Below are 25,214 nucleotides of genomic sequence, written 5' to 3' on the forward strand. Positions count from 1 at the left end.
TTCCCTTCTCTCGTGTTCTTATCATCATTACCAAAGTACCCACACCAGCATTGCCAGCAGGCCGAAAATCATCACAAAGGCGTAGTGATACAGATAACCTGTTTGACTCAGCCTCAAGGCCGAGGCCGCATTGGCAACCGACATAAAGCTGTTTGTAACGATACCGGTATCAATCACCTTAACGTCAATGGCTTTCCAAAAGAAATCACCCAAGCGTCGCGCACCACGGACAAATACAATTTCATTGAATTTATCAAAGCCGTAAGCGTTATCCAGCAAGGCATGCCCCCGCGGGCAGGCCTGGCGAATTTTACTCGGCAAATCAGGACGCTTAATGTAAAACAGCCAGGCCAGGAAAACCCCAGCGAGAGACAGCCAGACCGGCACCGTCATAAAACCATGCAGCATCATGCCCAAAGCCCCGTTTTGGAAATCCGCAGCATAGACTTTAGCCAACACATCCGTTTGCGGCAATACGGTGATCGCATCGGCAAAGTAACTGCCGGACAAAATACTGCCCACCATCATAATCCCCAGCACCGCGGCCGGTATCGCAAGCAAAATCAAAGGCACCGTGACCACTCTGGGCGACTCAGGGATTGAGTGGCTGCGGACATAGTCAGATTCCTTACCGTGAAACACCATAAAGAACATTCGGAACGTATAGAAAGCAGTAACAAACACACTGATGACCAACAAGAAATAGGCGTACTGCGCACCGAAGATGACCGATTCACCCACCCCCATGATAATGCTGTCTTTAGAGAAGAAGCCTGAGAACCCGGGGAAACCAATCAAGGCCAGCGAACCGATCAGCATGGTCGCATAGGTGATTGGCATATACTTGCGTAGTCCTCCCATGTCGCGCATATCCTGCTTATGATGCATGGCGATAATGACCGAACCGGCCGCTAGGAACAGCAATGCCTTGAAGAAGGCGTGCGTCAGCACATGGAACATACCAGCGGCATAGGCAGAGACCCCCAGCGCGGCGACCATGTAGCCCAGCTGTGAAAGAGTTGAATAAGCCACCACACGTTTAATGTCATTTTGAACAATCCCGAGAACTCCCATAAAGAACGCGGTTGTGGCACCGATTATCAAAACTGTGCTTAAGGCCACTTCCGACAATTCGAACGCTGGCGATAAACGCGCGACCATAAAGATCCCCGCCGTGACCATTGTGGCTGCGTGAATCAACGCCGAAATCGGTGTCGGGCCTTCCATAGATTCCGGCAGCCAAACATGCAGCGGCATCTGAGCGGATTTCCCCATGGCGCCGATGAATAACAGCAAACACAGAACCGTGATCACCGACCATTCCGCGCCTGGGAAAAAGCTCATTTGGGTGCCGACGTGGGCGTCGAGCCCAGCAAAAAATTCCGCGTAATCCAGCGTATTGAAATACATCACCACCACGGCAATACCGAGAATGAAGCCAAAATCACCCACACGATTCACCAAGAAAGCTTTTAGGTTGGCTTGAATGGCCGACTCTCGTTTCATATAGAAACCAATCAGCAGATAGGACACCAGACCAACCGCTTCCCAACCGAAGAAAAGCTGTAAAAAATTGTTGGCCATCACCAACGAAAGCATGGAAAAAGTAAACAGAGAAATGTAACTGAAAAAACGTTGATAGTAAGGGTTGTTGTGGTCGTAATCCTCGTCGTGATCCATATAACCGATGGTGTAAATATGCACCATCAGCGACACAAACGTCACCACCAGCATCATCGTCGCCGAAAGGCTGTCGATCATATAACCAATTTCAAAACGGATACCATCGGACACCAACCAAGTGTAAAGCGAATCGTTATAAGTCGCATGACCATTGAATACAAACAGCCAGAACACATAGGCGGACAGAATCGTTGAAACGGCGACCCCGAAGATAGTAACCGTATGGGCACCACGTCGCCCAATACGGCGTCCGAACAAACCGGCTGCTATCGCGCCAAACAGTGGCGATAAAAGGATAATGGTTAATAAAAATTTTAAAATCATTGCAAGATTACCCTTTCATTGAACCCAAATCATCAACATTGATGCTTTTACGATTTCGGAAAACCAGCACAATAATCGCCAAACCAATTGCAGCCTCAGCCGCCGCAACCGTTAAGATAAAGAACACAAATATTTGTCCCGTCACATCATTAAGATAATGTGAGAAGGCGACCAAGTTGGTATTAACCGCCAATAGCAACAACTCGATCGCCATTAGAAGCACAATCACATTTTTACGATTGAGAAAAATCCCAGCCATGCTGATCATAAACAAGATGGTTCCGAAAATAAGGTAATCGGATAAGGCTATCATCAGTCTTTCTCCTTGGTTGGGACATCTTTTTCCACGACGGGCGCCATTTTGACCATTTTGAACCGATCCGACGCTTGCACCTTAACCTGTTTGTCAATATCCTGATAAAGCACTACACCCGGCGCACGGCGGCGTAACGTCAGGGTAATCGCCGCTACAATACCGACCAGCAGCAAGACCGCCGCCAGAATAAAGGGATAAGCATGTTCGGTATACAACGGAATCGCTATCGACAACGTATTACTCACATCCTCTGCGTTTGCGTTTGCGGTTGGGGCGGCATACTGTGCCAGACCGAACCGTTCTGGCCCAAGTACCATATACATCAGTGCAAAAATCGCAATCGCCGTCAATGCGCCCAGCGGTAAATAACGGGTAAACCCTTCTTTGAGCTGGGCTACATTAATGTCAAGCATCATGACCACAAATAAAAACAACACCATGACCGCGCCGACATACACCAGAATTAATACCAGACCCAAAAATTCAGCTTGAGCGGTCAGCCAGACACCGGCCGTGGCAATAAACGCCAACACCAGCCAGAGAGCCGCTTTGACTGGGTTCTTAACACTGATCACCATCAAGCCAGAAAAGGCGGCGATAGCGGCCAAAAGATAAAAAATAAATTGCTCAAAAGTCATGGGATAGAGTCTCTTCTTTACAGGGCGGCTTAACGGTACTTCGCATCCGCAGCTCGATCGGCTGCGATTTGCGCTTCGTGTTGATCACCAAATGCCAATAATTTTTCTTTGGTCATAATGTTCGCACCGCGCTCATGAAATTCATACTCGAACACGCGCGTTTCAACAATGGCATCCACTGGGCAGGCCTCTTCACAAAAACCACAGTAGATGCACTTAAACATATCAATGTCATACTGCGTGGTTCGACGACTGCCATCGCTGCGCTCTTCGGATTCGATGGTGATCGCGTTGGCGGGACAGACGGCTTCACACAATTTACACGCAATACAACGTTCCTCACCATTCTCATAGCGACGCAAGGCATGATGTCCACGAAAGCGAGGCGACAAAGGGGTTTTTTCTTCCGGATAACGAACGGTGATTTTTTTCTTAAACAGATACTTACCGGTCACGGCAAGCCCTTTAAAGAGTTCGATTAAGCCAAAGGTTTTAACCTGGTGTTTCAAAAAAGCAATCATGAGCAACCTCTATTAATTAAACCAAGAGCCAAATTTAAAATATTCCATGATTCCGACGACGAAAACCCATACGATGGTTAAAGGAATCAAAACCTTCCAACCGAGACGCATGATCTGATCGTATCGGTAGCGTGGAAAGGTCGCTCTGAACCATAAAAACAAGAACAGCAGGAAGGCGACTTTGATAAACAGCCAGACAAAGCCCGGCACCCATGCGAACAGCGTCTCAAGACCGGGAATACCCTCAAAAGGCGAAAACCAACCGCCTAAGAACATAATTGCCGTCATAAACGAAATCAGAATCATCATCGCATATTCGGCTAAGAAGAAGACCGCAAACGCCATCCCGGAATATTCAACATGGAAGCCCGCTACAATTTCAGACTCACCCTCCGCCACATCAAACGGCGCTCGGTTGGTTTCAGCCACGCCCGAAATAAAATACACAAAGAACATCGGCAATAACGGAATCCAATACCAATTCCAGATGCCGCCCTGTTGACCATTGACTATGTCGGTCAGGTTCATGCTGTCCGCCACCATCAAAACCGTGACCAAAGCGAAGCCCATGGCAATTTCATAGGAAATCTTTTGTGCCGAAGCACGCATGGCGCCTAAAAAAGCATATTTGGAATTCGATGCCCAACCAGAAATAATCACACCATACACAATAATGGAAGACACCGCCAATACATACAATAAACCGGCATTGATGTCAGCGACCACCACGCCATCGGCATCAAACGGAATCACCGCCCAAACCGCTACGGCGGGTGCGATGGCTAAGACTGGCGCCACCACAAACAGATAAAGGTTGGATTGAGACGGCAATACCACCTCTTTAAACATCAGTTTCAAGGCATCTGCAATCGGTTGCAACCAACCCTTTGGTCCAACACGATTTGGCCCCATACGCACCTGCATGTAACCTATGACTTTACGTTCTGCAAAAGTGAGCCAAGCCACCGCCAGCATCACCGGTAAAATCACCACTATGGCTTGTAGCAACAACGTGATTAAGATCGCCAACCAATCATACAAAAAGGAAGAAAGCCAAGCCTGTAACGCATTAAACATATTATTTTACCCTCTACCTTTAATTTGTTACCGCTTGGGCATCCGGCGTGGCCTGTAGAGACGGTGAACGTCTAACCAGCGAATCCACTTGATACATTGAAAGCCATTGCGTCCCGATCAAGTCGGCGTTTTCCGGCAATTCTAGCGTCATACCGGAAACGTTAATTGCACGCAAATCATCGGAAACGTCAGCCAACACTTGATTGCTATGCGTGTAGTCAAAACCGTCCATTTCCAACAAATTGCCCAGCACACGGAAAATCTTCCAGGCCGCTTTGGCATCGCCGACAGGCTCAACAGCCATTTTAAAAGATTGCTTTAAACCACAGGCATTCACAAAGGTTCCGGCCGTTTCCGCAAAAGACGCAATGGGCAGCATGACATCGGCATACTCACGCTGCGCATCACTGTCAAACAACGTAAAGTTAATCACACATTCCGCCTGCTGCATTGCTTGCAAGGCCTGAGCGCCATCGTACATATCTTTTTCAGGTTCAACGTTTAAATTAATAAAACAACGCATAGTTTCCGACAACATAGCACGGGTATTCAAACCGGCTTTCGGAACAAAACCTACCATGTGCGCGCCCACTTCATTCGCGAACATGGGTAAGACATTCAATGTGGCGCCCGTCGTTTCAGCTATTAAGCTGGCCAATTTGACCAATTTGGTGTAGTTCGCATCCAACTGTGCGATCTGCCCAACCATAATGGACGCGTTTGTAGCCTCATTCAGAGACTGAACCGCTTGTCGATGGGCGTCGGTAACGTTAATGGATTTTGACCAGGCCTGGTCATTTTCGTTATTCAGTTCCAACGCCGCCTTGGCCAAGGCCGCCAATTCATTCAACATCGTTTCCGCCACGAAGGCATTCGAAACGGCGTAGTTAAAATCAAAATCAACTGGATTGACAGACATCACCGAGGCACCCTTCAATGCCGCCTTGCGAACACGGTGATTCAAAAGCGGCAACTCTTTACGCAGATAACTGCCAACCAACAAAACCGCATCCAAAGACTCCACAGCATCTAAGGCATGATTCAATTTCGGTGCCATCATGCCACCAAAAGCATCCATCTCAAAATCGACCTGACGCAAACGATGCTCTAGGTTTTCAATGCCCAGACCACGAAACAGTTTCTGTGACAGCTGCAATTCTTCTAAGGTTGCATTCGGAGAGGCAAACACCCCCACTTTGGAAGCATCATCCTGCGCATAATGCTTCAGCTTATCCGCTACAAAGCCCAAGGCGGTTTCCCAGTCAACGGCTTTCCATTTACCTTTCTCTTTAAGCATTGGGGTCTTTAAGCGATCCGAAGCATTTAAAGCTTCATATGAAAAACGATCACGATCGGAAATCCAAATTTCATTGATCGATTCGTTTTCATCCGGCACCACCCGTTTAATGACACCCTCTTTAGAGTGCAGGATAATATTCGAACCAATACTGTCATGTGGTGCTATGGATTTATGCGCTTTAAGCTCCCAGGGACGTGCTGAGTAACGAAACGGCTTGGACGTTAAGGCCCCAACTGGACACAAGTCAATCATATTGCCCGACATTTCTGACGTCACTGAACGCTCAATATAGGTTCCGATCTCCATCCACTCACTGCGACCCGTTGCCCCCAGCTCCATCATACCGGCCACTTCTTGTCCAAACCGAACGCAGCGTGTGCAATGAATGCATCGTGTCATATCGGTATGAATTAAAGAACCGATATTTTTATCGCCCAAAATACGCTTAGGTTCGGAATACTCAGAGATGTCATCGCCGTATTCCATGGCAACATCCTGCAGTTCGCACTCTCCACCCTGATCACAAATAGGGCAGTCGAGCGGGTGATTAATAAGCAAGAATTCCATCACAGATTTCTGAGCCGTCAGCGCTTTAGCCGATTTGGTGTGCACCTTCATCCCGTCAGTGACCGGAGTCGCACAAGCTGGCAACGCCTTAGGCGCACCTTCTACTTCAACCAAACACATCCGGCAGTTCGCCGCGATTGACAGTTTTTTGTGGTAACAAAAACGCGGAATAGAGATGTGAGCTTCATCGGCGACATCAATTAACATATCACCTTCATGAGCCTCGACCACTTGACCGTTAATCTCAATCTTTACCATAATTCAAACCTAAAGTTATTGGATGGGTGCCACAGCACACGGAATTTTATTTATCGTAAATACTGCAGCCATGCTCAATATAATGGCGGAACTCATGCTCAAAATGCTGCAAGAAACTGGTGACCGGAATCGTGGAGGCGTCTCCCAAACCGCAAATAACACGCCCCATGATTTTTCCAGAGATATTCTTCAGCAATTCCAAGTCTTCAGAGCGTCCTTTGCCTTGACGAATACGATGGACGACGCGATATAACCATCCCGTGCCTTCCCGACAAGGGGTACACTGACCACAAGATTCTTCATAATAAAACCAAGTTAAACGCTCAAGCGCTTTAACCATATCCGTTCTGTCATCCATAATGACCACAGAGCCCGCACCCAAGAAGGAACCTGCTTTGGCAATAGAATCGTAATCCATATTCATTTCCAACGCTTTTTCGGCAGGCAATACCGCTGTGGAAGAGCCGCCCGGGATGACCGCTTTTAAGGTACGTCCTTTCCAGATGCCACCAGCGGCTTCTAAAAGATCTTTAAAAGGCGTTCCCATACGAACTTCAAAATTACCCGGTTTTTCCACATGACCTGAAACCGCAAAACACTTTGTACCGCCAGCATTCTGCACCCCAAGATCGGCGAACCAATCCCCCCCTTTCGCTAGAATCACCGGTATGGACGCCAGGGTTTCGGTATTGTTAATCGTTGTGGGTTTACCGTATAAACCATAACTGGCAGGAAAAGGCGGTTTGAAACGCGGCTGACCCTTCTTACCTTCAATCGATTCGACCAGTGCGGTTTCTTCACCGCAAATATAGGCACCGGCACCCAAATGGGTGTACAAATCAAAATCGAAGCCGGATCCTAAAATATTTTTTCCAAGCAATCCTGCTTCACGTGCCTGGTTAATGGCATTATCAAAACGCTTGTAAGGCTCCCAGAACTCACCGCGGATGTAGTTATAACCTGCACAGGCGCCGATCACATAACCAGCTATCATCATGCCCTCAACCAACTGGTGCGGATTGTAACGAATAATGTCACGATCTTTGAAGGTTCCCGGCTCCCCTTCATCTGAATTACACAGAATGTATTTGGGGCCGGGAGCGGCACGATTCATAAAACTCCACTTTAAACCGGTTGGAAAACCAGCGCCCCCGCGACCACGGATATTGGACGCTTTCACCTCATCAATGATTTCTTGTGGCGAAATCTCACCCGCCAGCACTTTTTTCCAAATCGCATAACCGCCATTGGCCACATAGGTTTCAATATCCCATGGATTCTCTAGATGATTTAAGCGGTAGCAACATTCATTTAACGGAATCATCTTCACTACTCCAAGCCATCTAAAATTTCATCAACAGACGCTTCGGTCAGGTTTTCATAATATTCCTTGCCGATCATCATCATAGGGGCACCGCCACAAGCACCAAGGCATTCCACCTTTTTGATAGAGAAACGACCATCATCGGTCACCTCACCGACCCCAACCCCTAATTTTTTCTCGAGATGTTCCAGAATCTCATCGCTGCCGCGCAACATACACGAAATATTGGTACAGAGACAAATCTTATGCTTACCAACCGGCTGATGTTCATACATGGAATAAAAAGTGGCCACTTCGTAGACGGCAATCGGCGTCATATCAAGATAGTCGGCGACTTCATCCATCAGTTGCGTGGTGAGATGCCCGCCATTGACTTCTTGAACAATACGAAGCGCCGACATGACAGCGGAACGCTTCTGATCCTGCGGATAATGTGAAATCCAGCGATCAATCCGCGCTTTCACGTCACCTTGAATCATGGATGAATTGGCTGCTGTCATCGATCAATCTCCCCAAATACAATATCCTGCGTTCCGATAATAGCAACCACATCGGCGATCATGTGGCCTTTTGCCATCTCGTCCAGTGCGGCCAGATGTGGAAACCCAGGTGCTCTGACTTTCAGGCGATAGGGTTTATTGGCGCCATCCGAAACCATGTAGATCCCAAATTCACCTTTTGGGTGTTCAACCGCGGCATAGGCCTCTCCTTCCGGAACAGAATACCCTTCCGTAAAGAGTTTAAAGTGATGGATAAGCGCCTCCATGCTTGACTTGGCGTCTTCACGAGAAGGCGGCGTCACTTTATGATCCTCAGAAATGACCGAGCCTGGGTTTTCTTTCAGCCATTTCACACATTGTTTGATAATTTTATTGGATTCACGCATTTCCGCGACACGTACCAAGTAGCGGTCATAACAATCACCGGTTTGTCCGACAGGGATATCGAAATCCAACTTATCGTAGACTTCATACGGTTGTTTCTTACGCAAATCCCATGCAATGCCCGAACCTCTCAACATCGGGCCAGTAAAGCCCAACTGCATCGCGCGCTCTGGCGATACAATACCGATATCCACCGTTCTTTGCTTCCAGATTCGGTTATCGGTCAAAAGCGTTTCATATTCATCGACGTAACCCGGGAAACGCTCTGTAAAAGCTTCAATAAAGTCCAGCAACGAACCTTCGCGTGTTTCGTTCAGCTGATCCAATTTTTTACCGGAATGCCATTCGGACTCCTCGTATTTCGCCATGGTATCCGGCAGATCCCGATAAACGCCACCTGGACGATAATAGGTAGCATGCATACGAGCACCGGAAACGGCTTCATAACAATCCATTAAGTCTTCGCGTTCACGGAAAGCGTACAAAAAAACCGTCATGGCGCCGATATCCAAAGCATGCGCTCCCAGCCACATCAAGTGATTCAAAATACGGGTAATTTCATCGAACATCACGCGAATGTACTGCGCGCGTTCCGGCACGTCCAAGTCGAGCATTTTTTCAATCGCCATGACATAGGCGTGCTCGTTCGACATCATGGAAACGTAATCCAGACGATCCATATAACCGATGGAGTGGTTATAAGGTTTATATTCCGCGAGTTTTTCCGTGCCACGATGCAAAAGACCGATATGTGGATCGGAGCGTACAATTGTCTCGCCATCCAGTTCCAAAACCAGTCGAAGTACACCATGCGCCGATGGATGCTGCGGACCAAAATTTAGGGTGTAGTTACGAATTTCAGACATAATTAACTCAACTTATCCATTAGGTTCAGCATCACTGCGAATAACACGCGGAACATTGACGCGATTTTCAATTGAGACCGGCTGATAAACCACACGTGACTGGTCAGCATCATAACGCATCTCAACCTGCCCAATCAGTGGGAAATCCTTGCGCAAAGGGTGACCCACAAAACCATAGTCGGTCAAAATTCGTCTTAAATCAGGGTGCCCTTGGAAAACAATGCCAAACAAATCAAAAGCTTCGCGCTCATACCAATCCGCACACGCCCAAAGTGACACCACAGAATCCACTACCGGCAAGCGAGTATCATCTGGGTAGACCTTGACGCGCAGCCGAAGGTTATCCTCAATGGACAACAAATGATAAACAACGGCAAATCGTCTGGGTTGCTCCAATTCGGAAGCTTCCTCAGTGTCTTCAAAGTCAAAAACGCCTCGACTGTAACCTTGGGATGTCACTTTTCGTGTTTCCCAAGTAACCTCGCCGTACGCCAGGTAATCCACGCCACACAAGTCAATGAGTTGTGCAAACTGCAACGTATTTTTAATCGACTCAAGCGCCGAAAACGCCTCTGAAGCCGAAACCTCAAGTGTCAACTCACCGAACACTATGTCAGATGACACTAGCTGTTCCCCTAGAAGCGCTTGAACACGAACTTGTAAATCGAGTACCGATTGTTTCATATCATTTTCCTGTTAGGCAAAAACTAACGCGCGATGGTATTGGTGCGTTTAATTTTATTCTGCAATTGGATAATGCCATAGAGCAAGGCTTCAGCCGTTGGCGGACAGCCTGGGACATATATATCGACAGGGACGATGCGGTCACACCCTCGCACGACCGAATACGAATAATGATAGTAACCTCCGCCGTTGGCGCAAGACCCCATAGAAATGACCCATCTAGGTTCTGCCATTTGATCGTACACTTTACGCAAAGCAGGCGCCATTTTATTAACGAGTGTTCCGGCGACGATCATCACGTCCGATTGACGCGGGCTCGGTCGAAAAATAATCCCGAAACGGTCTAAATCGTAGCGAGCCGCACCAGCGTGCATCATTTCAACCGCACAGCAGGCTAGGCCAAATGTCATCGGCCATAAGGAACCCGTTCGTGCCCAGTTGATTAATTTATCTGCAGAGGTGGTCACCACCCCTTCTTTCAAAACGCCTTCTATTCCCACTCGAGCGCTCCTTTTTTCCATTCGTAGATAAATCCAACGACCAGTAAGGACAAGAAGGCCGCCATGGCCAGCAAGCCATAGGTACCGACCTCTTCCAAAGCAATGGCCCACGGAAAGAGAAAGGCGATTTCAAGATCGAAAATAATGAACAGAATCGCCACTAGATAGAAGCGGACATCAAATTTCATTCGAGAATCCTCGAAGGCTTCAAAGCCGCATTCATAAGGAGAAAGCTTCTCGGAATCCGGCTTCTGCGGACCGAGTAGATAGCCAATTAAAATAGGCCCAACCCCGAACAAAACACCCAGAACAATAAAAACAAGAATGGGTAAGTAATTTTCTAGCATAGGTTTCAAGCCCCTCTGATTCAAGACTAAGCATCGTCTTGATGGTGTAAGCACAGTCCTGCACTCACTGCATCAATAATCTGCCAGGCCTGGCAGATTTTAAATATGGTGCCGATGGCCGGATTTGAACCGGCACGGCTTTCGCCACTACCCCCTCAAGATAGCGTGTCTACCAATTTCACCACATCGGCTAATTCAATTAATTAAAATTCGTTTTACTCCGGTACAACCGGTGTATTCGGCGCTGTCTCTTCAAGTTTCTGCGTCACTGGCTTGGTCACAACACTTTCATAACCTTTGGCCTGTTGCGCTCCCAGATAAGCCAGTGTCAGACTGGTGACAAAAAAGACCACCGCTACCACAGACGTCACCTTCAGTAAAAAGCCACTGGAGCCGCTGCTACCAAAAACAGATTGCGATGACCCGCCTCCGAAATTGGCACCGGCGTCTGCGCCTTTGCCGTGTTGCAGCAGCACCAATACAATCAAAATAAACGCGATGACCAGATGAATCGCCAAAACGATCTGAAACATATTATTGTGCTCCCGCTGCACGACAGATGGCGATAAAGTCATCCGCATTCAAAGACGCACCACCAATCAGGCCGCCATCAATATCCGGCTGATCAAACAATTCAGCCGCATTGTCCGGCTTAACACTGCCGCCATATTGGATCACTAACTTTTCCGCCACACCTGCATCGTCACCTGCAACCAGACCACGAATAAAGGCATGCACCTCTTGCGCCTGTTCAGCGGAGGCCGTTTTGCCTGTGCCAATGGCCCAGACCGGTTCATAAGCGACCACAATTTTTTCAAAAGCCGCGACCCCAACCACATCTAGAACAGCACGCATCTGGGTTGAAATCACCGTTTCCAGGCGACCAGATTCACGCTCTTCCAATGTTTCCCCGACGCATAAAATCGGTGTCAGCCCAGCGGCCAAAGCCGTCTTAACCTTTTGCGCAATAACCGTATCCGTTTCACCAAAAAGCGCGCGACGTTCCGAATGTCCTAGAATAACATATTCGCAACTCACATCCTTGAGCATTGCTGCGGAAATTTCGCCGGTAAAAGCCCCACTCACTGGCTCCACCGCCATATTCTGAGCCCCCAGAGAAACGGCTCCAACCGTCAGACAGGACTGGACATAATCCAGATAAACAGACGGCGGACAAATCGCCACATCCACTTCCCCAACGGTTTCGGCCTGAGCGTTCAGTCCAGTTACTAAGTGCTTGATTGAGGCTTTATCCCCGTGCATTTTCCAGTTACCCGCAACGAATAATCGTCTCATTCCATTTAGTCTCCGACGCAAAATTCCACCTATATTAGCGGTTTCTTTTTTAAATTACAATCTTGACAATTTCAACAAAATTCTGTTTCGACAACACGTGTCAATTCAGACACTTCCTTCTCTACCTGCTCGATATTTTCACCTTCCACCATCACCCGAATCAAAGGCTCCGTGCCCGAAGCACGAATCAATACTCGCCCCTTACCGCCCATTCTGAGCTCGGACGCTTTCACAGCCGCCTCCAAAGCCTGATTCGACTGAATATCGGCCAACCCATCAATGCGCACATTTTTCAAAATTTGGGGATACTTTTTCATGCCCGCTTTCAGTTCGGACAGTCGATGCCCGGAAGACAACCATCTCGCCACCACCTGAAGTGCCGCCACTATCCCATCGCCCGTTGAGGTCTTATTCAGGCAAAGCACATGACCTGAAGGCTCAGCCCCCAGCAACCATCCACGTTCCACCAACGCCGACATCACATAACGATCGCCCACGGGCGTTCGATGCAATGTTATTCCTTTTTCCTGCAGCGCCTTTTCAAGCCCAAGATTACTCATGACCGTTCCCACAACCCCTTTGACAGAAGGGGGAGCGGTGCTCGCCAAAATGTAGAGTATTTCATCACCATCCAAAACCGCACCTTGCTCATCCACCATCATGACACGATCGCCGTCGCCATCAAAGGCAATGCCCAATTGCGCCTTCTCCATCAGCACTCTAGCCTGCAATTGCTCCAGATCGGTTGCCCCGCACTCCTGGTTGATATTCACACCATTAGGTTGCACCCCAATCGTCACCACTTCGGCTCCCAGCTCAGTGAAAACCGCCGGTGCAATATGGTAGGTGGCTCCATGAGCGCAATCCAACACCAGCTTAATGCCATCCAATTTACGAGCACTGTCAAACGTACTTTTACAAAACTCTATATAGCGCCCTGGCGCATCATCAATTCGCCGGGCGCGCCCCAACTCGGAGGAGTCACAAATGGTTAACTCCTGCTCAAACACTTTCTCAATTTGCAGTTCCATTTCATCGGAAATTTTCTGACCGTTGGCACCGAAAAATTTTATGCCGTTATCGTAATGCGGGTTGTGAGAAGCACTGATGACAATCCCCGCATCCGCATGAAACGTTTGCGTCAAATAAGCAATGGCCGGCGTCGGCATGGGGCCCAGCAGCAACACATCAATGCCAGCTGAAATAAACCCTGCCTCCAGTGCCGACTCAAACATATAACCGGAAATGCGCGTATCCTTACCGATCATCACCTTCGAACCACCCAGCGACTTCAAAACCTGACCCGTTGCCCAGCCAAGCTTCAACACTTGATCTGGGCGAATCAAACCTTTACCCACCTGATTACGAATTCCATCCGTTCCGAAATATTTTTTTTTCATAATGCTTCCATATCACGCTGCAAACCATTCCATACTCAGCTGCAAGGGCGGGCGATCGTGCCCCCAACGAACCGATTTTACAAAAGCGCCAAGGTGACCTCCAAAGCCTGAACCGTCTCAGCCACATCATGCACCCGCACCACCTTTGCGCCTTTCATGGCTGCCAGACTCGCGGCTGCGACGCTGCCGACCAGGCGTTTGTCTACCGGCAGCTCACCCAATAACTCACCAATCATACGCTTTCGCGAGACCCCCACCAGCAAGGGGTAATTTAACGCCGTAAACTCTTCGAGACGCTCAAACAAGGTCACATTATGACTCAGGTTCTTACCGAAACCAAACCCGGGATCCAGTAAAATAGCAGACGATTGAATCCCCGCCATCTCACAGGCTCGGGCACGTTCACTGAGGTAGTCATAAACCGCATCAAACACCCCCTGAGGATAATCCGGCTGCGATTGCATTGTCTGAGGGTCGCCACTTTTGTGCATCAGACACACTGCGACATCGGACTGCGACACCAGCGCCATCGCACCCTCCGCTTCCAACGCATTGATGTCATTAATCAGATCAACCGAGAGCCTCAAAGCCTGTTGCATCACCTCGGGCTTATAGGTATCCACCGACACATACGCATCTGAATATTGCTTCACCCACTCAATCGCCGGCATCACCCGATCCAATTCCATCTGCAGAGGCACCGGTTCAGCACCAGGCCTGGTCGATTCCCCGCCCACATCAATGATGTCCGCTCCGGCCTCTGTCATCGCCACCACCTGTTGAATGACCGCCTCTTTGGAAACAAACTGCCCGCCGTCGGAGAAGGAATCCGGCGTGACATTCAAAATCCCCATTACCAGCGGTCTAGCCTGATGCGCTTCCTGCAACCTTTCTATCAAATTCACACCAATCTCCCCATAAAAAAACCCCAGTTAAGGGGTTTTTCATTACACCGAATTGCTTCAATGCAATTTCGGCTCACCACCTTCAACGCCCTCGTCAGAGGTCATATCCGATTGCGAATCGTGTGTGGCCTTTGCGTCAGAGACACCATCACCCGACACCACCGCCGACGAGGAGGGATCATCCGAGTCATTAGAACGTTCATGCCAATCTTTCGGCTCACCTGGTTCCTTGCCTTCCATCAAATTTTTAATCTGATCGGCATCAATGGTTTCATACTGCATCAAGGCGTCTGCCATCGCATGTAACACATCCAGCTTTTCCGTAAGAATCTGCTGAGATCGCTGATAATTACGATCAATCAAGTGACGGATTTCGTGATCGATTTCTTTCGAAATCTCACCGGAGACATTAGCGTTACGAGAAGTCCCCATCAAGGAACCATTATCGTCCTCTTCGTACATCAAAGGCCCCAACTTATCGGACAGCCCCCACTTGGTCACCATGTTACGAGCAATCTGCGTGGCTCGCATAATGTCGTTACTCGCGCCTGTGGTCACCGCATCGGCACCGAAAATCATTTCTTCCGCAATACGGCCACCGTACAAACTCGATAACTGACTTTCAAGCTTACGTTTACTGTAACTGTATGAATCCTCTTCCGGAAGATACATGGTCACGCCCAGCGCTCGTCCGCGCGGCATAATACTGACTTTATAAACCGGATCATGTTCGGGCACCAAATAGCCGACAATGGCATGACCGGCTTCATGATAAGCGGTGAGTTTTTTCTCATCCTCACTCATGACCATGCTTCTACGCTCGACCCCCATGAGGATTTTGTCTTTGGCCTTCTCAAAGTGGGACTGCGTCACCAATCGATCATTATTACGCGCCGCAAACAACGCAGCCTCGTTCACCAAATTTGCCAGGTCTGCCCCGGAAAAACCAGGCGTACCACGCGCAATAAAGCTCGGACGCACATCTTCAGCCAAAGGCACCTTTCGCATGTGCACTTTCAGAATCTGCTCGCGACCGCGAACATCCGGCAAACCAACCGTGACTTGACGGTCAAAACGCCCTGGACGCAATAAAGCCGGATCTAAGACATCCGCACGGTTAGTCGCCGCGATAACGATGATGCCTTCACTGCCTTCGAAACCATCCATCTCCACCAACATTTGGTTCAGTGTCTGTTCGCGCTCATCGTTGCCACCGCCCATGCCAGCACCACGACTACGACCCACGGCATCAATTTCATCGATGAAAATAATACACGGCGAATGCGCTTTCGCCTGCTCAAACATATCACGCACACGAGACGCCCCTACCCCGACGAACATTTCCACAAAGTCGGAACCGGAAATGCTGAAAAACGGCACCTTGGCTTCACCGGCAATGGCTTTGGCCAGCAATGTTTTACCCGTTCCAGGTGGTCCCACCATCAGAACGCCGCGTGGAATGTTACCGCCAAGATTCTGATATTTTTCCGGATCGCGCAAGAAATCCACAATCTCCCCGACTTCTTCCTTGGCCTCATCCGCACCGGCCACATCATCCAACGTGACCTTCACCTGATCATCCGTCAACATACGCGCCTTGCTTTTACCAAACGACATAGGACCGCCTTTGCCGCCCAAACCGCCGCCCATGGAGCGCATAAAGAAAATCCAAATGGCAATCAACAACAACATCGGGAACCAGGAAATGAAAATTTGCATCAGCAAACTTTGCTTTTCAGGTGGCCGCGCCGTCACTTTCACATTATTATTCAGCAAATCCCCCATCAAACCGGCATCACCGGGGTTATAGGTTGTAAAAGCCTTGCCGTCGGTGAAAACACCGTGAATGGTGCCCCCTTCAATCGAAACCTGACTGACCGCTCCCTGTCTGACTTGGTCGATAAAGTCCGAATAGGCTAGCTGAGAAGTGCTTCCAGAAAGTTTCTGGCTGCTGAAATGGTTAAAAATGGACAACATCACCGTCGCGACCACTGTCCAAATTAAAATGTTTTTCAACATATCATTTTTCATAATCCACCTTTGGAATCTAACACTTTGGGTGTTTTTGTCTGTTAACCCGAAACCGTTACCATCGGGTTAACTCGAAAATTCGTCATTTTGCATCAAGGCGCAGGCGCGACAGTGCCGAACTTAGCCTAACTTATAAACGTTTCCGAGTTAATTGCGATCACTTTACCACAAAACGTCATTAATAACGTTTATTAGAGGCCGTCAAACCTGATTGTTTTTCTTAATCACAACCATTGCCAAGCTTGATTATGACCGCTGTTAAGCTCGAATCTTAACCTTCAGATCAAGCTTTTTTACCGCGGGCTAAAACGTAAATTTCCTTGCTTCTTGGCCGCGATGCTTTGGGTTTACGCGTAAGGACTTTGGTGTAATCGGTTCTTAACCGATTCAAAAGCGCCTCATACCCCTCTCCTTGAAACACCTTCATGAGCAAATCCCCTTCCGGCTTGAGCACCTGCTCGGCTAACTCGACACAGAGCTCCACCAAATACATGGCACGGGGAATATCCACCCCTTTATTCCCCGTCATATTCGGTGCCATATCGGACATCACCAAATCCACTTCACGATCATCCAAAGCCGCCAGCAACGCTTGATAGACGGCGTCTTCCTGAAAATCCCCCTGAATAAACGTCACCCCAGCAAAGGGTTCAACAGGCAAAATATCCAAGGCAAACACACCGCCACTCTCACCGACACGCTGGGTCGTCCACTGTGACCAACCGCCGGGCGCGGCACCCAAGTCAATTACGGTCATGCCCTTTTGAAACAGGCGGTCTTTTTCGTCGATTTCCTGTAATTTATAGATGGCTCGGGAACGCCAGCCATCCTGTTTGGCCTTATTCACATAATAGTCATCAAAATGTTCTTTTAACCAGCTCGCACTGGATTTACTTCTTGCCATCGTGTTTTATCACTTTTTCCGCTAAAATACGGTTTTATCGAAATTCATCCCCCGGCCACCTTTCAACCGGGTCATTCACACTCTTCTTTCTTGGAAATTCAATGTCATCTAAAAAACTCACCAACACCCAAAAACGCTTTTTAAAAGGTCTTGGTCATGGCCTAAACCCAACCATTTTAATTGGCGCCAACGGTGTAACCGACAACCTCATGCTGGAATTGGAAAGCACCCTGACGCACCACGAGCTGATCAAAATCAAAATCGCCTCTTCCGACCGGGAGGAACGCAAGCGCATAATCGAACACCTGATTGAAAACACCGGTTCCCAGCTGATTCAAACGATTGGAAAAACCTGTATTATTTTCCGTCAAAACGACGAATCGCAGTTTCAGTTGCCCAAATGATTCGCCATTCGCGCTCACGCAAACCGCGCAGTGACTCATCAAACGAGTTCAAGTTTGATTGACCGCCAGCGCGTCCAAACCTCTCGCCAAGTCGGCTTGAATATCCTTCAAACTTTCCAGTCCAACCGAAATCCGCAATAGATTTTCACTGATGCCGCAGGCCAGCCGTTCTTCGACGGCGACTCGGCAATGAGTGGTACTGGCCGGATGGGTAATACTGGTTTTCACATCCCCGAGATTGGCCGTGATTGAAATCATTTGAGTCGCGTCTATCACCTGCCAGGCCGCTTCACGGCCGCCAATCACCCGAAAAGACAAAAGACCGCCAAAACCACTTTGCTGAGACTGAGCGAGCGCATGCTGTGGGTGAGACGCCAGGCCTGGGTAAAACACCGATTCCACCGCAGGATGGGTTTGCAACCATTCCGCCAGCTGTAAGGCGCGATCACAATGCGCTTCCATCCGAAGCGACAGAGTTTCCAGCCCTTTTAAAAACACCCACGCATTAAACGGACTCATCGAAGGCCCGGCCGTTCGAATCACGCCTCGCACACCATCCTCTATTAAAGCCTCCGACCCCACCACCGCGCCACCAATCACGCGCCCTTGACCGTCCAAGAACTTGGTGGCGGAGTGCACCACCAGATCCGCCCCCAGTGTCAGCGGGGTTTGCAAAGCTGGGGTGCAAAAACAATTATCCACCACCAATAAAGCTTGATGCGCCTTTGCCAGATCCGCCAAATCGTTCAAATCAGCCACTTCCGTCAGCGGATTGGATGGGGTTTCCAAAAACAATAACCGGGTATTGGGCCGAATCGCCGCCGCCCAAGCGTCTTGGTTAGTCAGATCGACAAACGTCACATCAATGCCAAATCGTGTTAAATAACGCTCAAACAAAACCTTTGTCGTCCCGAAAACACTGCGAGAAGAAACAAGGTGATCACCGGCTTGCAACAGCCCCATGCATACCGACAAAATCGCCGCCATGCCGGAAGCGGTGGCCACACAGCTCTCGCCTTTTTCCAAAACAGCCAATCGGTTTTCAAAGGCTCTGACCGTTGGATTCGTAAATCGAGAATAAACATTGCCAACTTCTGTGCCGGCAAAACGATTCGCGGCCTGTTGCGCCGATTGATAACGGAAACTGGATGTCGGAAAAATCGCTTCGGAATTTTCCTGCTCCTGCGTCTGATCATAACCAAAGCGTATCGCCAAGGTTTCCAAATCGTAATCTTCAGTCATCTCGCCCATTACCATTGTAGATACCAACGGGTTCGCGCCCGACTTGCTTTTGAAGACTCTGTGCCGAATCGTTGCGATTTTGATCCAAAGACGCCAGATATTCCGCGGTAATATCGCCCGTCACGTAACAGCCGCTAAAGCAAGACGTATCAAATTCCTTGATCGATTTATTGCCTTGCCAGACCGCTTCAATCAAATCATCCAAATCTTGATAAAACAGACGGTCGGCTCCGATGTAAGCGGCGATTTCATCATTGTCGCGCCCATTGGCAACCAACTCGGAAGCACTGGGCATATCAATACCGTAGACATACGGATAACGCACGGCGGGTGCCGCCGACGCAAAATAGACCTTTTTAGCGCCGGCCTCTCGCGCCATCTGGACAATCTCGCCCGACGTGGTGCCACGGACAATGGAATCGTCCACCAATAAAATATTTTTGCCTTCAAACTCCAGTGGCACCGCATTCAACTTTTGACGAACGGATTTTTTGCGCAAGGTTTGTCCAGGCATAATAAAGGTGCGTCCAATATAACGATTCTTAATAAAGCCTTCTCGGTAAGGCTTGCCCAACATGTCCGCTAATTGTAAAGCGGCGGTTCGGCTGGTATCCGGTATCGGCATCACCACATCAATGTCATTGTCCGGCCAATCACGCAAAATCTGATCCGCCAGCTTTTCCCCCATGCGCAAACGCGATTTATAGACCGAAATATCATCAATCATCGAATCCGGCCGGGCAAAATACACAAATTCAAAAATACAGGGACTGTATTGCGGGGCATCCGCGCACTGTTTGAATTGAATGTGACCCGATTCGCTGATCACAACCGCCTCGCCCGGCTCCAAATCTTTCATCAAGCTGAAACCGGCCGCATCCAACGCCACACTTTCAGACGCCACCATATAATCCATACCGCTGTCCGTGCGGCGTTGTCCCACCACAATTGGACGCAGCGCAAACGGATCCCGAAAACCGAACAGACCAACACTCGGGATAACACCCACGGCCGCATAACCGCCACGCGCTCGCTTGTGCACACGAGCGATGGCGCTGAAAATATCTTCTGCATCGACAAACAATTTTTTTTGCTGCATCAACTCATGCGCAAACACATTCAATAGCACTTCCGAATCGGAGTTGGTATTCAAGTGACGCAAGTCCTGCTCATACAGCTCTTTGCCCAACTGCTCCGCATTGGTCAGATTGCCGTTATGCCCCATCGCGATGCCGTAAGGTGAGTTGACATAAAACGGTTGCGCCTCAGCGCCAGACGAGCTTCCTGCGGTTGGGTAACGCACATGACCTATGCCCATATTACCGTGCAGATCACGCATGTGGCGAGTGCGAAACACATCCTTAACCAAGCCGTTATCCTTGCGTTGATACAGCCGCCCCGCTTCACAGGTCACAATACCTGCAGCATCCTGCCCACGGTGCTGCAACACCGTTAAAGCGTCGTAGATCTCCTGGTTAACCGGTGTGTTTGATACAATCCCGACAATCCCGCACATGGTGAGTTTTCTCCGATTTAATCGCCCATTTCTGTCTGTTTAAGCGGCTAGGGCGTCCGCTTAAACCTAACCAACTGCGACTGTATTCTCAACAGCCCATCCAAACGTTTTTGATCTTTTAAAGCCTGTTGTTTAGACGCATAAGGCCCAACCCGAACTGAGTAATATCGGCTGTCCGGAAAATACTTTACATAGGCTTCATAATCGTATTTCAAGCGTTCGTGCAATCCATCCGCCATGTCTTTATGACGATAAGCCACCAAGCGGAGAATCCATTCGGACTCTGATTCATCGGCCGTCTCTACCGAGTTTGACGCCACCTTAGTCGGCGCTTGGGGTTTTGCCTCAGCGGCCTCTGAGCTTGGACGACTGACGTTCGCCGATTCTTTCGATGCGGATGCGGCTGTCGAAGACGGCTGACGGGGCGGCGCGACATCCGGTTCGGGCGCGGACACCGACTCCGCTTTTTCCGCATTGGCCGCCGTTTGCTCCGATCCTCTAGGCTCAGGAATCAGAAACGGCTTGTCCGCCACCAGCGTTTTTTGATTTCTCTCAGGCGACGCCTGTTCGGCCTCTGGGTTAAAATTTACCGGATTGTTGTACCAGATCGGCACCACGATCACCAGCAACCCCAGCCAAACAAAAGCACCGGTCAATCGATGCTTCATAACATCCTTTTCGGATGGCATGGAATGCGAATTTGAATCAGTCATTTTCGAAACGAGCCAATGCTTGTGAAACCGTGTAAAAAGAGCCCCAAACCAGCAGGCGAAGGCGTGCGGATTCGACCGATTCGGCATACGCCTGAACCGCTTCAGAAATACTGGTGTATTTTACAATATTCTCCGGCGCAACGCCTGCCTGCCATAACACGGCTTCCAAATCCATTAACGGCAGGGCGCGCGGCACACCCAAGTCGGCCAAGGCCCAACACGAAACATAGGGTGCCAGCGCTTGCACCATCGGCAACACCTCTTTATCCGCCAACACCGAAAAAATCGCCACATCAAAATAACCAGGCCTGGTAAAAGCCTCGCTCGCCGCCATTTGCCCGACAAAGGTGCCCAATGCTTGTGCCGACTGAGGGTTATGCGCCACATCCAACCACCAATCCTGGCCAAAGCGCTGCAAATGCTGTAACCGACCTAAATGAGACACTTGCTGCAACCCCTGACGAATCGCAACCTCCGAAACAGGCAACACCGATTGAAGCGCCTCGATCACCGCTAGCACACCTGCGGCATTCTGACGCTGAAAGCGTCCGTTCAAAGCGGGAAAAGGCAAATCATCACGCTGAACCGATCCTTGACAAAATGACCAGGCCTGGTCATTTTCCTCATAATGAAAATCCCGTCCTAACCATTGCAACGGCACCTGATGCTGCCGCGCATAACCCAGCAAACTCTCGGGCACCGTCGGATCCGAACACACGCTCGGTTTTCCCGAACGCATGATACCGGCTTTCTCCACAGCGATCTGCACCCGATCCGCGCCCAGCCATTCCTGATGATCCACATCAATGGCGGTGATCAAGCTGGCATCCGCATCCACCAGATTCACCGCGTCCAAACGGCCGCCCAAACCGACTTCCAATAAGACCACATCCAGAGGGGTTTGCGAAAACACCCATAACGCCGCCAGGGTCGCACATTCAAAAAAAGTGAGCTTAATGTCACCCCGAGCCGCTTCGATAGCACAGAACGCTGCGACCAACGATTGGTCATCAACGTCTTGACCCGACAACTGAACGCGCTCATTAAACCGTAACAAATGCGGTGATGTAAAACGGCCTGTTCGATACCCCGCAGCACGATAAATCGCATCCAGCATCGCCACGCTCGACCCTTTGCCATTGGTACCCGCTACCGTAACTACAGTGGGAAGTTGCGATGTCAGCCCCAAAGCATCGGCGACCATTGATACCCGCTCCAGCCCTAAATCGATCTCCTCAGGGTGGCGCGTCAGCAACCAATCGAGCCAAGTTTGCAAACTGGAGTTGAAATCCGGTGTCACAGAACCCTCAGACACAACCCAGTTCAAGCGGGTTTTTTAAGCAAAATGCGACAAACGGACGCCAATTCGCGACTGAGATGATGACGATGAATGATACGATCGATGGCACCGTGTTCCAGTAAAAATTCGCTACGCTGAAAGCCTTCCGGCAGTTTTTCACGCACCGTTTGCTCAATGACACGCGGTCCGGCAAACCCGATTAGGGCTTTTGGCTCCGCCACGTTCAAATCCCCGAGCATGGCAAAACTGGCCGACACCCCACCCATAGTCGGATCCGTCAGCACGGAAATAAACGGCAACTGCTGCTCGCGCAACTTACCCAGAGCCGCACTGGTTTTCGCCATCTGCATCAACGAAAACAACGCTTCCTGCATACGCGCACCACCACTGGCGGAAAACACAATCAATGGACAGCGACGCTCAATGGCTTCATTGACGGCTCGAACGAATTTTTCGCCCATCACCGATCCCATGGAACCGCCCATAAACTTGAATTCAAACGCACCCGAGACCACTTCCAGCCCCTGAATCTCACCGACCATGGTGATAAACGAATCTTTTTCATCCGTGGCTTTTTGCGCTTGTGCCAAACGTGTTTTATAGGTCTTTATGTCCTTGAATTTCAGTGCATCGACCGGTGCGATATTGGCGGAGATTTCAATGGCCGTATCGTCATCCAAAAAACTCAACAAACGCTCACGCCCACCCAAACGCATGTGATGGTCGCACTTAGGACACACCTCAAGATTTCGTTTGACCTCAGCGCGATACAAAGTGCTTTCGCACTTCGGACACTTGGTCCACAATCCTTCCGGAACGTTTTTCTTTCGATCCGTCACCTGCTTGATACTGGGTAAAATCTTCTCAAACCAACTCATTTTCTTCTCCAAACGACCGTGTACAAACTACGCCCGCCATTCACACTGTTTATTCGTCATCCGCACGCTGAATCGCTTGTTTGAACTCATGCATTTTCGCTTTCAGAACCGATTCAACCTCCGCCAAAGGGCGGTCGGCTTTTTCTTCAATCAAACTCACCAAAGCCGAGCCAACAATAATGGCATCTCCCAGCTTGGCCATTTGATAAGCGGTGTCACCGTCCCGAATCCCAAAACCAATCGCCACCGGCATCGCCGTCTTGTCACGAAGGTGCCCCACATGCTGCGCCACATCGGCGGCATCCAGGGCTTTTGATCCGGTCACCCCTTTTAATGAAACATAATAAACAAACCCGCTGCCCATCTCATTGACGGCATTCAAGCGACCATCCGGCGTGGTCGGCGACACCAAAAATATGCGGTTCAAATCGGCGCTCTGCAAAGCAGCCAGATAACCACTGGTTTCTTCCGGGGGCATATCCACCGTCAAAACACCGTCCACACCGGCTTCTTTTGCTTGATTCGCAAAGGTTTCCACCCCCATGGCCTCAATCGGATTCAAGTACCCCATCAAAATAATCGGCGTATTAGCATCGGTCTTGCGGAACTCGGTCACATAGCGCAACACATCCTTTAGGCTCACTCGATTGGCCAGTGCCCGTTCAACGGCTTTTTGAATCACCGGACCATCCGCCATGGGATCGGAAAATGGCACGCCCAGCTCCAGCATATCCGCGCCCTGTTCCACCAGCGCATGCATTAACGAAACGGTCATATCCGGGTGCGGATCCCCCGCAGTGATGTAAGGGATTAAAGCAGTCTTGCCTTGCGCTTTTAATGCCGCCAAGGTGGTGTCAATTCGATTCATGTTAAAATTCAAACCCCTCTATTTTCGCGATGGTATTCATATCTTTATCACCACGACCGGACAGATTAACGATAATCGTCTGATCGGGTCGCATCGTCGGTGCGAGTTTGGTGGCATAGGCCAAAGCGTGACTGGTCTCCAGCGCCGGAATAATGCCTTCGTAACGGGTCAAATCTCGAAAGCCCTGCATGGCTTCGTCATCATTAATCGCCACATATTCAACCCGACCAATGTCTTTTAACCAGGCGTGCTCCGGTCCAACGCCCGGATAATCCAAACCGGCGGAAATGGAATGCGTCCCCATGATCTGGCCATTTTCGTCTTCCATCAAATAGGTTCGGTTACCGTGTAATACGCCCGGCTTACCTTTACACAAGGGCGCGGCATGTTCATTGGTATCCAAACCGTGTCCACCGGCTTCAACACCATAAATTTTAACCGACTCATCCGGCAGAAAATCATAGAACA

The 25,214-nt window shown here is 49.5% G+C and carries 25 protein-coding genes, 1 tRNA gene and 1 pseudogene; 1 reads left to right on the forward strand and 26 read right to left on the reverse strand.

The window, feature by feature from the left end:
* Positions 1-27: 27 nt before the first annotated feature.
* From nuoL to rlmE, 19 genes are all read right to left on the reverse strand, one after another.
* On the reverse strand, positions 28-2,007 hold the full coding sequence (nuoL, locus tag ACP5D0_RS01300) for an NADH-quinone oxidoreductase subunit L (RefSeq protein WP_472363742.1): 1,980 nt from the start codon (positions 2,005-2,007) through the stop codon (positions 28-30).
* 7 nt (positions 2,008-2,014) lie between these two features.
* Entirely contained in the window at positions 2,015-2,320 is a 306-nt protein-coding gene (gene nuoK / locus ACP5D0_RS01305; RefSeq protein ID WP_472363743.1) for an NADH-quinone oxidoreductase subunit NuoK, read from the reverse strand.
* A complete protein-coding gene (locus ACP5D0_RS01310) occupies positions 2,320-2,961 on the reverse strand; it encodes an NADH-quinone oxidoreductase subunit J (protein ID WP_472363744.1) in 642 nt (213 codons plus the stop codon). The genes nuoK and ACP5D0_RS01310 overlap by 1 nt, the downstream gene beginning before the upstream one ends.
* Positions 2,962-2,990: 29 nt before the next feature.
* Positions 2,991-3,482 (reverse strand): NADH-quinone oxidoreductase subunit NuoI, encoded by a 492-nt coding sequence (nuoI, locus tag ACP5D0_RS01315; RefSeq protein ID WP_472363745.1) that lies wholly within the window; start codon positions 3,480-3,482, stop codon positions 2,991-2,993.
* A 12-nt stretch (positions 3,483-3,494) separates the two neighbouring features.
* A complete protein-coding gene (gene nuoH, locus ACP5D0_RS01320; RefSeq protein ID WP_472363746.1) occupies positions 3,495-4,559 on the reverse strand; it encodes an NADH-quinone oxidoreductase subunit NuoH in 1,065 nt (354 codons plus the stop codon).
* Between the two features lie 19 nt (positions 4,560-4,578).
* Complete coding sequence (nuoG, locus tag ACP5D0_RS01325) at positions 4,579-6,684, reverse strand: NADH-quinone oxidoreductase subunit NuoG (RefSeq protein ID WP_472363747.1); 2,106 nt, start codon at positions 6,682-6,684, stop codon at positions 4,579-4,581.
* A 46-nt stretch (positions 6,685-6,730) separates the two neighbouring features.
* On the reverse strand, positions 6,731-8,008 hold the full coding sequence (gene nuoF / locus ACP5D0_RS01330; RefSeq protein WP_472363748.1) for an NADH-quinone oxidoreductase subunit NuoF: 1,278 nt from the start codon (positions 8,006-8,008) through the stop codon (positions 6,731-6,733).
* Between the two features lie 5 nt (positions 8,009-8,013).
* The gene (gene nuoE / locus ACP5D0_RS01335) at positions 8,014-8,508 is read right to left on the reverse strand and encodes an NADH-quinone oxidoreductase subunit NuoE (protein WP_472363749.1); all 495 of its coding nucleotides are present in this window, start codon (positions 8,506-8,508) and stop codon (positions 8,014-8,016) included.
* Entirely contained in the window at positions 8,505-9,758 is a 1,254-nt protein-coding gene (locus ACP5D0_RS01340) for an NADH-quinone oxidoreductase subunit D (protein WP_472363750.1), read from the reverse strand. The genes nuoE and ACP5D0_RS01340 overlap by 4 nt, the downstream gene beginning before the upstream one ends.
* 12 nt (positions 9,759-9,770) lie before the next feature.
* Entirely contained in the window at positions 9,771-10,442 is a 672-nt protein-coding gene (locus ACP5D0_RS01345) for an NADH-quinone oxidoreductase subunit C (RefSeq protein WP_472363751.1), read from the reverse strand.
* A 23-nt stretch (positions 10,443-10,465) separates the two neighbouring features.
* The gene (locus tag ACP5D0_RS01350; RefSeq protein ID WP_029937666.1) at positions 10,466-10,942 is read right to left on the reverse strand and encodes a NuoB/complex I 20 kDa subunit family protein; all 477 of its coding nucleotides are present in this window, start codon (positions 10,940-10,942) and stop codon (positions 10,466-10,468) included.
* A complete protein-coding gene (locus tag ACP5D0_RS01355; RefSeq protein ID WP_472363752.1) occupies positions 10,933-11,289 on the reverse strand; it encodes an NADH-quinone oxidoreductase subunit A in 357 nt (118 codons plus the stop codon). The genes ACP5D0_RS01350 and ACP5D0_RS01355 overlap by 10 nt, the downstream gene beginning before the upstream one ends.
* A 106-nt stretch (positions 11,290-11,395) precedes the next feature.
* Positions 11,396-11,480, reverse strand: a tRNA-Leu gene (locus ACP5D0_RS01360).
* Between the two features lie 24 nt (positions 11,481-11,504).
* On the reverse strand, positions 11,505-11,822 hold the full coding sequence (gene secG, locus ACP5D0_RS01365) for a preprotein translocase subunit SecG (RefSeq protein WP_472363753.1): 318 nt from the start codon (positions 11,820-11,822) through the stop codon (positions 11,505-11,507).
* 1 nt (position 11,823) lies between these two features.
* Positions 11,824-12,585, reverse strand: a complete 762-nt coding sequence (gene tpiA / locus ACP5D0_RS01370) for a triose-phosphate isomerase (protein ID WP_472363754.1) — start codon at positions 12,583-12,585, stop codon at positions 11,824-11,826.
* A gap of 71 nt (positions 12,586-12,656) precedes the next feature.
* On the reverse strand, positions 12,657-13,985 hold the full coding sequence (gene glmM, locus ACP5D0_RS01375; protein WP_472363755.1) for a phosphoglucosamine mutase: 1,329 nt from the start codon (positions 13,983-13,985) through the stop codon (positions 12,657-12,659).
* Between the two features lie 77 nt (positions 13,986-14,062).
* Entirely contained in the window at positions 14,063-14,890 is an 828-nt protein-coding gene (gene folP, locus ACP5D0_RS01380; RefSeq protein WP_472363756.1) for a dihydropteroate synthase, read from the reverse strand.
* Positions 14,891-14,947: 57 nt separating this feature from the next.
* Positions 14,948-16,921: an ATP-dependent zinc metalloprotease FtsH gene (gene ftsH / locus ACP5D0_RS01385; RefSeq protein WP_472363757.1), complete on the reverse strand. Its 1,974-nt coding sequence runs from the start codon at positions 16,919-16,921 to the stop codon at positions 14,948-14,950.
* A 283-nt stretch (positions 16,922-17,204) separates the two neighbouring features.
* The gene (gene rlmE / locus ACP5D0_RS01390) at positions 17,205-17,825 is read right to left on the reverse strand and encodes a 23S rRNA (uridine(2552)-2'-O)-methyltransferase RlmE (protein ID WP_472363758.1); all 621 of its coding nucleotides are present in this window, start codon (positions 17,823-17,825) and stop codon (positions 17,205-17,207) included.
* Between the two features lie 101 nt (positions 17,826-17,926).
* On the opposite strand from rlmE, the gene yhbY reads away from it, so the two are divergent.
* Complete coding sequence (gene yhbY, locus ACP5D0_RS01395) at positions 17,927-18,229, forward strand: ribosome assembly RNA-binding protein YhbY (protein WP_472363759.1); 303 nt, start codon at positions 17,927-17,929, stop codon at positions 18,227-18,229.
* 48 nt (positions 18,230-18,277) lie between these two features.
* Here yhbY and ACP5D0_RS01400 read toward each other — a convergent pair whose 3' ends face one another.
* The 7 genes and pseudogenes from ACP5D0_RS01400 to ACP5D0_RS01430 all read right to left on the reverse strand — a co-directional run.
* Complete coding sequence (locus ACP5D0_RS01400) at positions 18,278-19,471, reverse strand: O-succinylhomoserine sulfhydrylase (RefSeq protein ID WP_472363760.1); 1,194 nt, start codon at positions 19,469-19,471, stop codon at positions 18,278-18,280.
* Positions 19,464-20,987: an amidophosphoribosyltransferase gene (gene purF / locus ACP5D0_RS01405; RefSeq protein ID WP_472363761.1), complete on the reverse strand. Its 1,524-nt coding sequence runs from the start codon at positions 20,985-20,987 to the stop codon at positions 19,464-19,466. The genes ACP5D0_RS01400 and purF overlap by 8 nt, the downstream gene beginning before the upstream one ends.
* A 47-nt stretch (positions 20,988-21,034) precedes the next feature.
* Complete coding sequence (locus tag ACP5D0_RS01410; protein ID WP_472363762.1) at positions 21,035-21,655, reverse strand: SPOR domain-containing protein; 621 nt, start codon at positions 21,653-21,655, stop codon at positions 21,035-21,037.
* A 37-nt stretch (positions 21,656-21,692) separates the two neighbouring features.
* Positions 21,693-23,015, reverse strand: coding sequence for a bifunctional folylpolyglutamate synthase/dihydrofolate synthase (locus tag ACP5D0_RS01415; RefSeq protein ID WP_472363763.1), 1,323 nt, complete (start codon positions 23,013-23,015; stop codon positions 21,693-21,695).
* An 8-nt stretch (positions 23,016-23,023) separates the two neighbouring features.
* A complete protein-coding gene (accD, locus tag ACP5D0_RS01420; protein ID WP_472363764.1) occupies positions 23,024-23,878 on the reverse strand; it encodes an acetyl-CoA carboxylase, carboxyltransferase subunit beta in 855 nt (284 codons plus the stop codon).
* Between the two features lie 49 nt (positions 23,879-23,927).
* Positions 23,928-24,746: a tryptophan synthase subunit alpha gene (gene trpA, locus ACP5D0_RS01425; protein WP_472363765.1), complete on the reverse strand. Its 819-nt coding sequence runs from the start codon at positions 24,744-24,746 to the stop codon at positions 23,928-23,930.
* 1 nt (position 24,747) lies between these two features.
* A pseudogene (locus tag ACP5D0_RS01430) lies at positions 24,748-25,214 on the reverse strand (tryptophan synthase subunit beta); the annotation flags it as partial.

Origin of the sequence: Hydrogenovibrio sp., assembly GCF_049975065.1 — a bacterium.
In the GTDB taxonomy this organism is placed as follows: domain Bacteria; phylum Pseudomonadota; class Gammaproteobacteria; order Thiomicrospirales; family Thiomicrospiraceae; genus Hydrogenovibrio.

Coding starts and splice junctions, on each gene's coding strand:
- nuoI (WP_472363745.1), bottom strand. CDS start 3,482: ATGATTGCTTTTTTGAAACACCAGGTTAAAACCTTTGGCTTAATCGAA.
- nuoG (WP_472363747.1), bottom strand. CDS start 6,684: ATGGTAAAGATTGAGATTAACGGTCAAGTGGTCGAGGCTCATGAAGGT.
- yhbY (WP_472363759.1), top strand. CDS start 17,927: ATGTCATCTAAAAAACTCACCAACACCCAAAAACGCTTTTTAAAAGGT.
- rlmE (WP_472363758.1), bottom strand. CDS start 17,825: ATGGCAAGAAGTAAATCCAGTGCGAGCTGGTTAAAAGAACATTTTGAT.
- accD (WP_472363764.1), bottom strand. CDS start 23,878: ATGAGTTGGTTTGAGAAGATTTTACCCAGTATCAAGCAGGTGACGGAT.
- nuoE (WP_472363749.1), bottom strand. CDS start 8,508: ATGACAGCAGCCAATTCATCCATGATTCAAGGTGACGTGAAAGCGCGG.
- glmM (WP_472363755.1), bottom strand. CDS start 13,985: ATGAAAAAAAAATATTTCGGAACGGATGGAATTCGTAATCAGGTGGGT.
- nuoF (WP_472363748.1), bottom strand. CDS start 8,008: ATGATTCCGTTAAATGAATGTTGCTACCGCTTAAATCATCTAGAGAAT.
- ACP5D0_RS01355 (WP_472363752.1), bottom strand. CDS start 11,289: ATGCTAGAAAATTACTTACCCATTCTTGTTTTTATTGTTCTGGGTGTT.
- ACP5D0_RS01310 (WP_472363744.1), bottom strand. CDS start 2,961: ATGACTTTTGAGCAATTTATTTTTTATCTTTTGGCCGCTATCGCCGCC.
- ACP5D0_RS01410 (WP_472363762.1), bottom strand. CDS start 21,655: ATGAAGCATCGATTGACCGGTGCTTTTGTTTGGCTGGGGTTGCTGGTG.
- secG (WP_472363753.1), bottom strand. CDS start 11,822: ATGTTTCAGATCGTTTTGGCGATTCATCTGGTCATCGCGTTTATTTTG.
- purF (WP_472363761.1), bottom strand. CDS start 20,987: ATGTGCGGGATTGTCGGGATTGTATCAAACACACCGGTTAACCAGGAG.
- ACP5D0_RS01400 (WP_472363760.1), bottom strand. CDS start 19,471: ATGACTGAAGATTACGATTTGGAAACCTTGGCGATACGCTTTGGTTAT.
- nuoL (WP_472363742.1), bottom strand. CDS start 2,007: ATGATTTTAAAATTTTTATTAACCATTATCCTTTTATCGCCACTGTTT.
- tpiA (WP_472363754.1), bottom strand. CDS start 12,585: ATGAGACGATTATTCGTTGCGGGTAACTGGAAAATGCACGGGGATAAA.
- ACP5D0_RS01340 (WP_472363750.1), bottom strand. CDS start 9,758: ATGTCTGAAATTCGTAACTACACCCTAAATTTTGGTCCGCAGCATCCA.
- nuoH (WP_472363746.1), bottom strand. CDS start 4,559: ATGTTTAATGCGTTACAGGCTTGGCTTTCTTCCTTTTTGTATGATTGG.
- ftsH (WP_472363757.1), bottom strand. CDS start 16,921: ATGAAAAATGATATGTTGAAAAACATTTTAATTTGGACAGTGGTCGCG.
- trpA (WP_472363765.1), bottom strand. CDS start 24,746: ATGAATCGAATTGACACCACCTTGGCGGCATTAAAAGCGCAAGGCAAG.
- nuoK (WP_472363743.1), bottom strand. CDS start 2,320: ATGATAGCCTTATCCGATTACCTTATTTTCGGAACCATCTTGTTTATG.
- ACP5D0_RS01345 (WP_472363751.1), bottom strand. CDS start 10,442: ATGAAACAATCGGTACTCGATTTACAAGTTCGTGTTCAAGCGCTTCTA.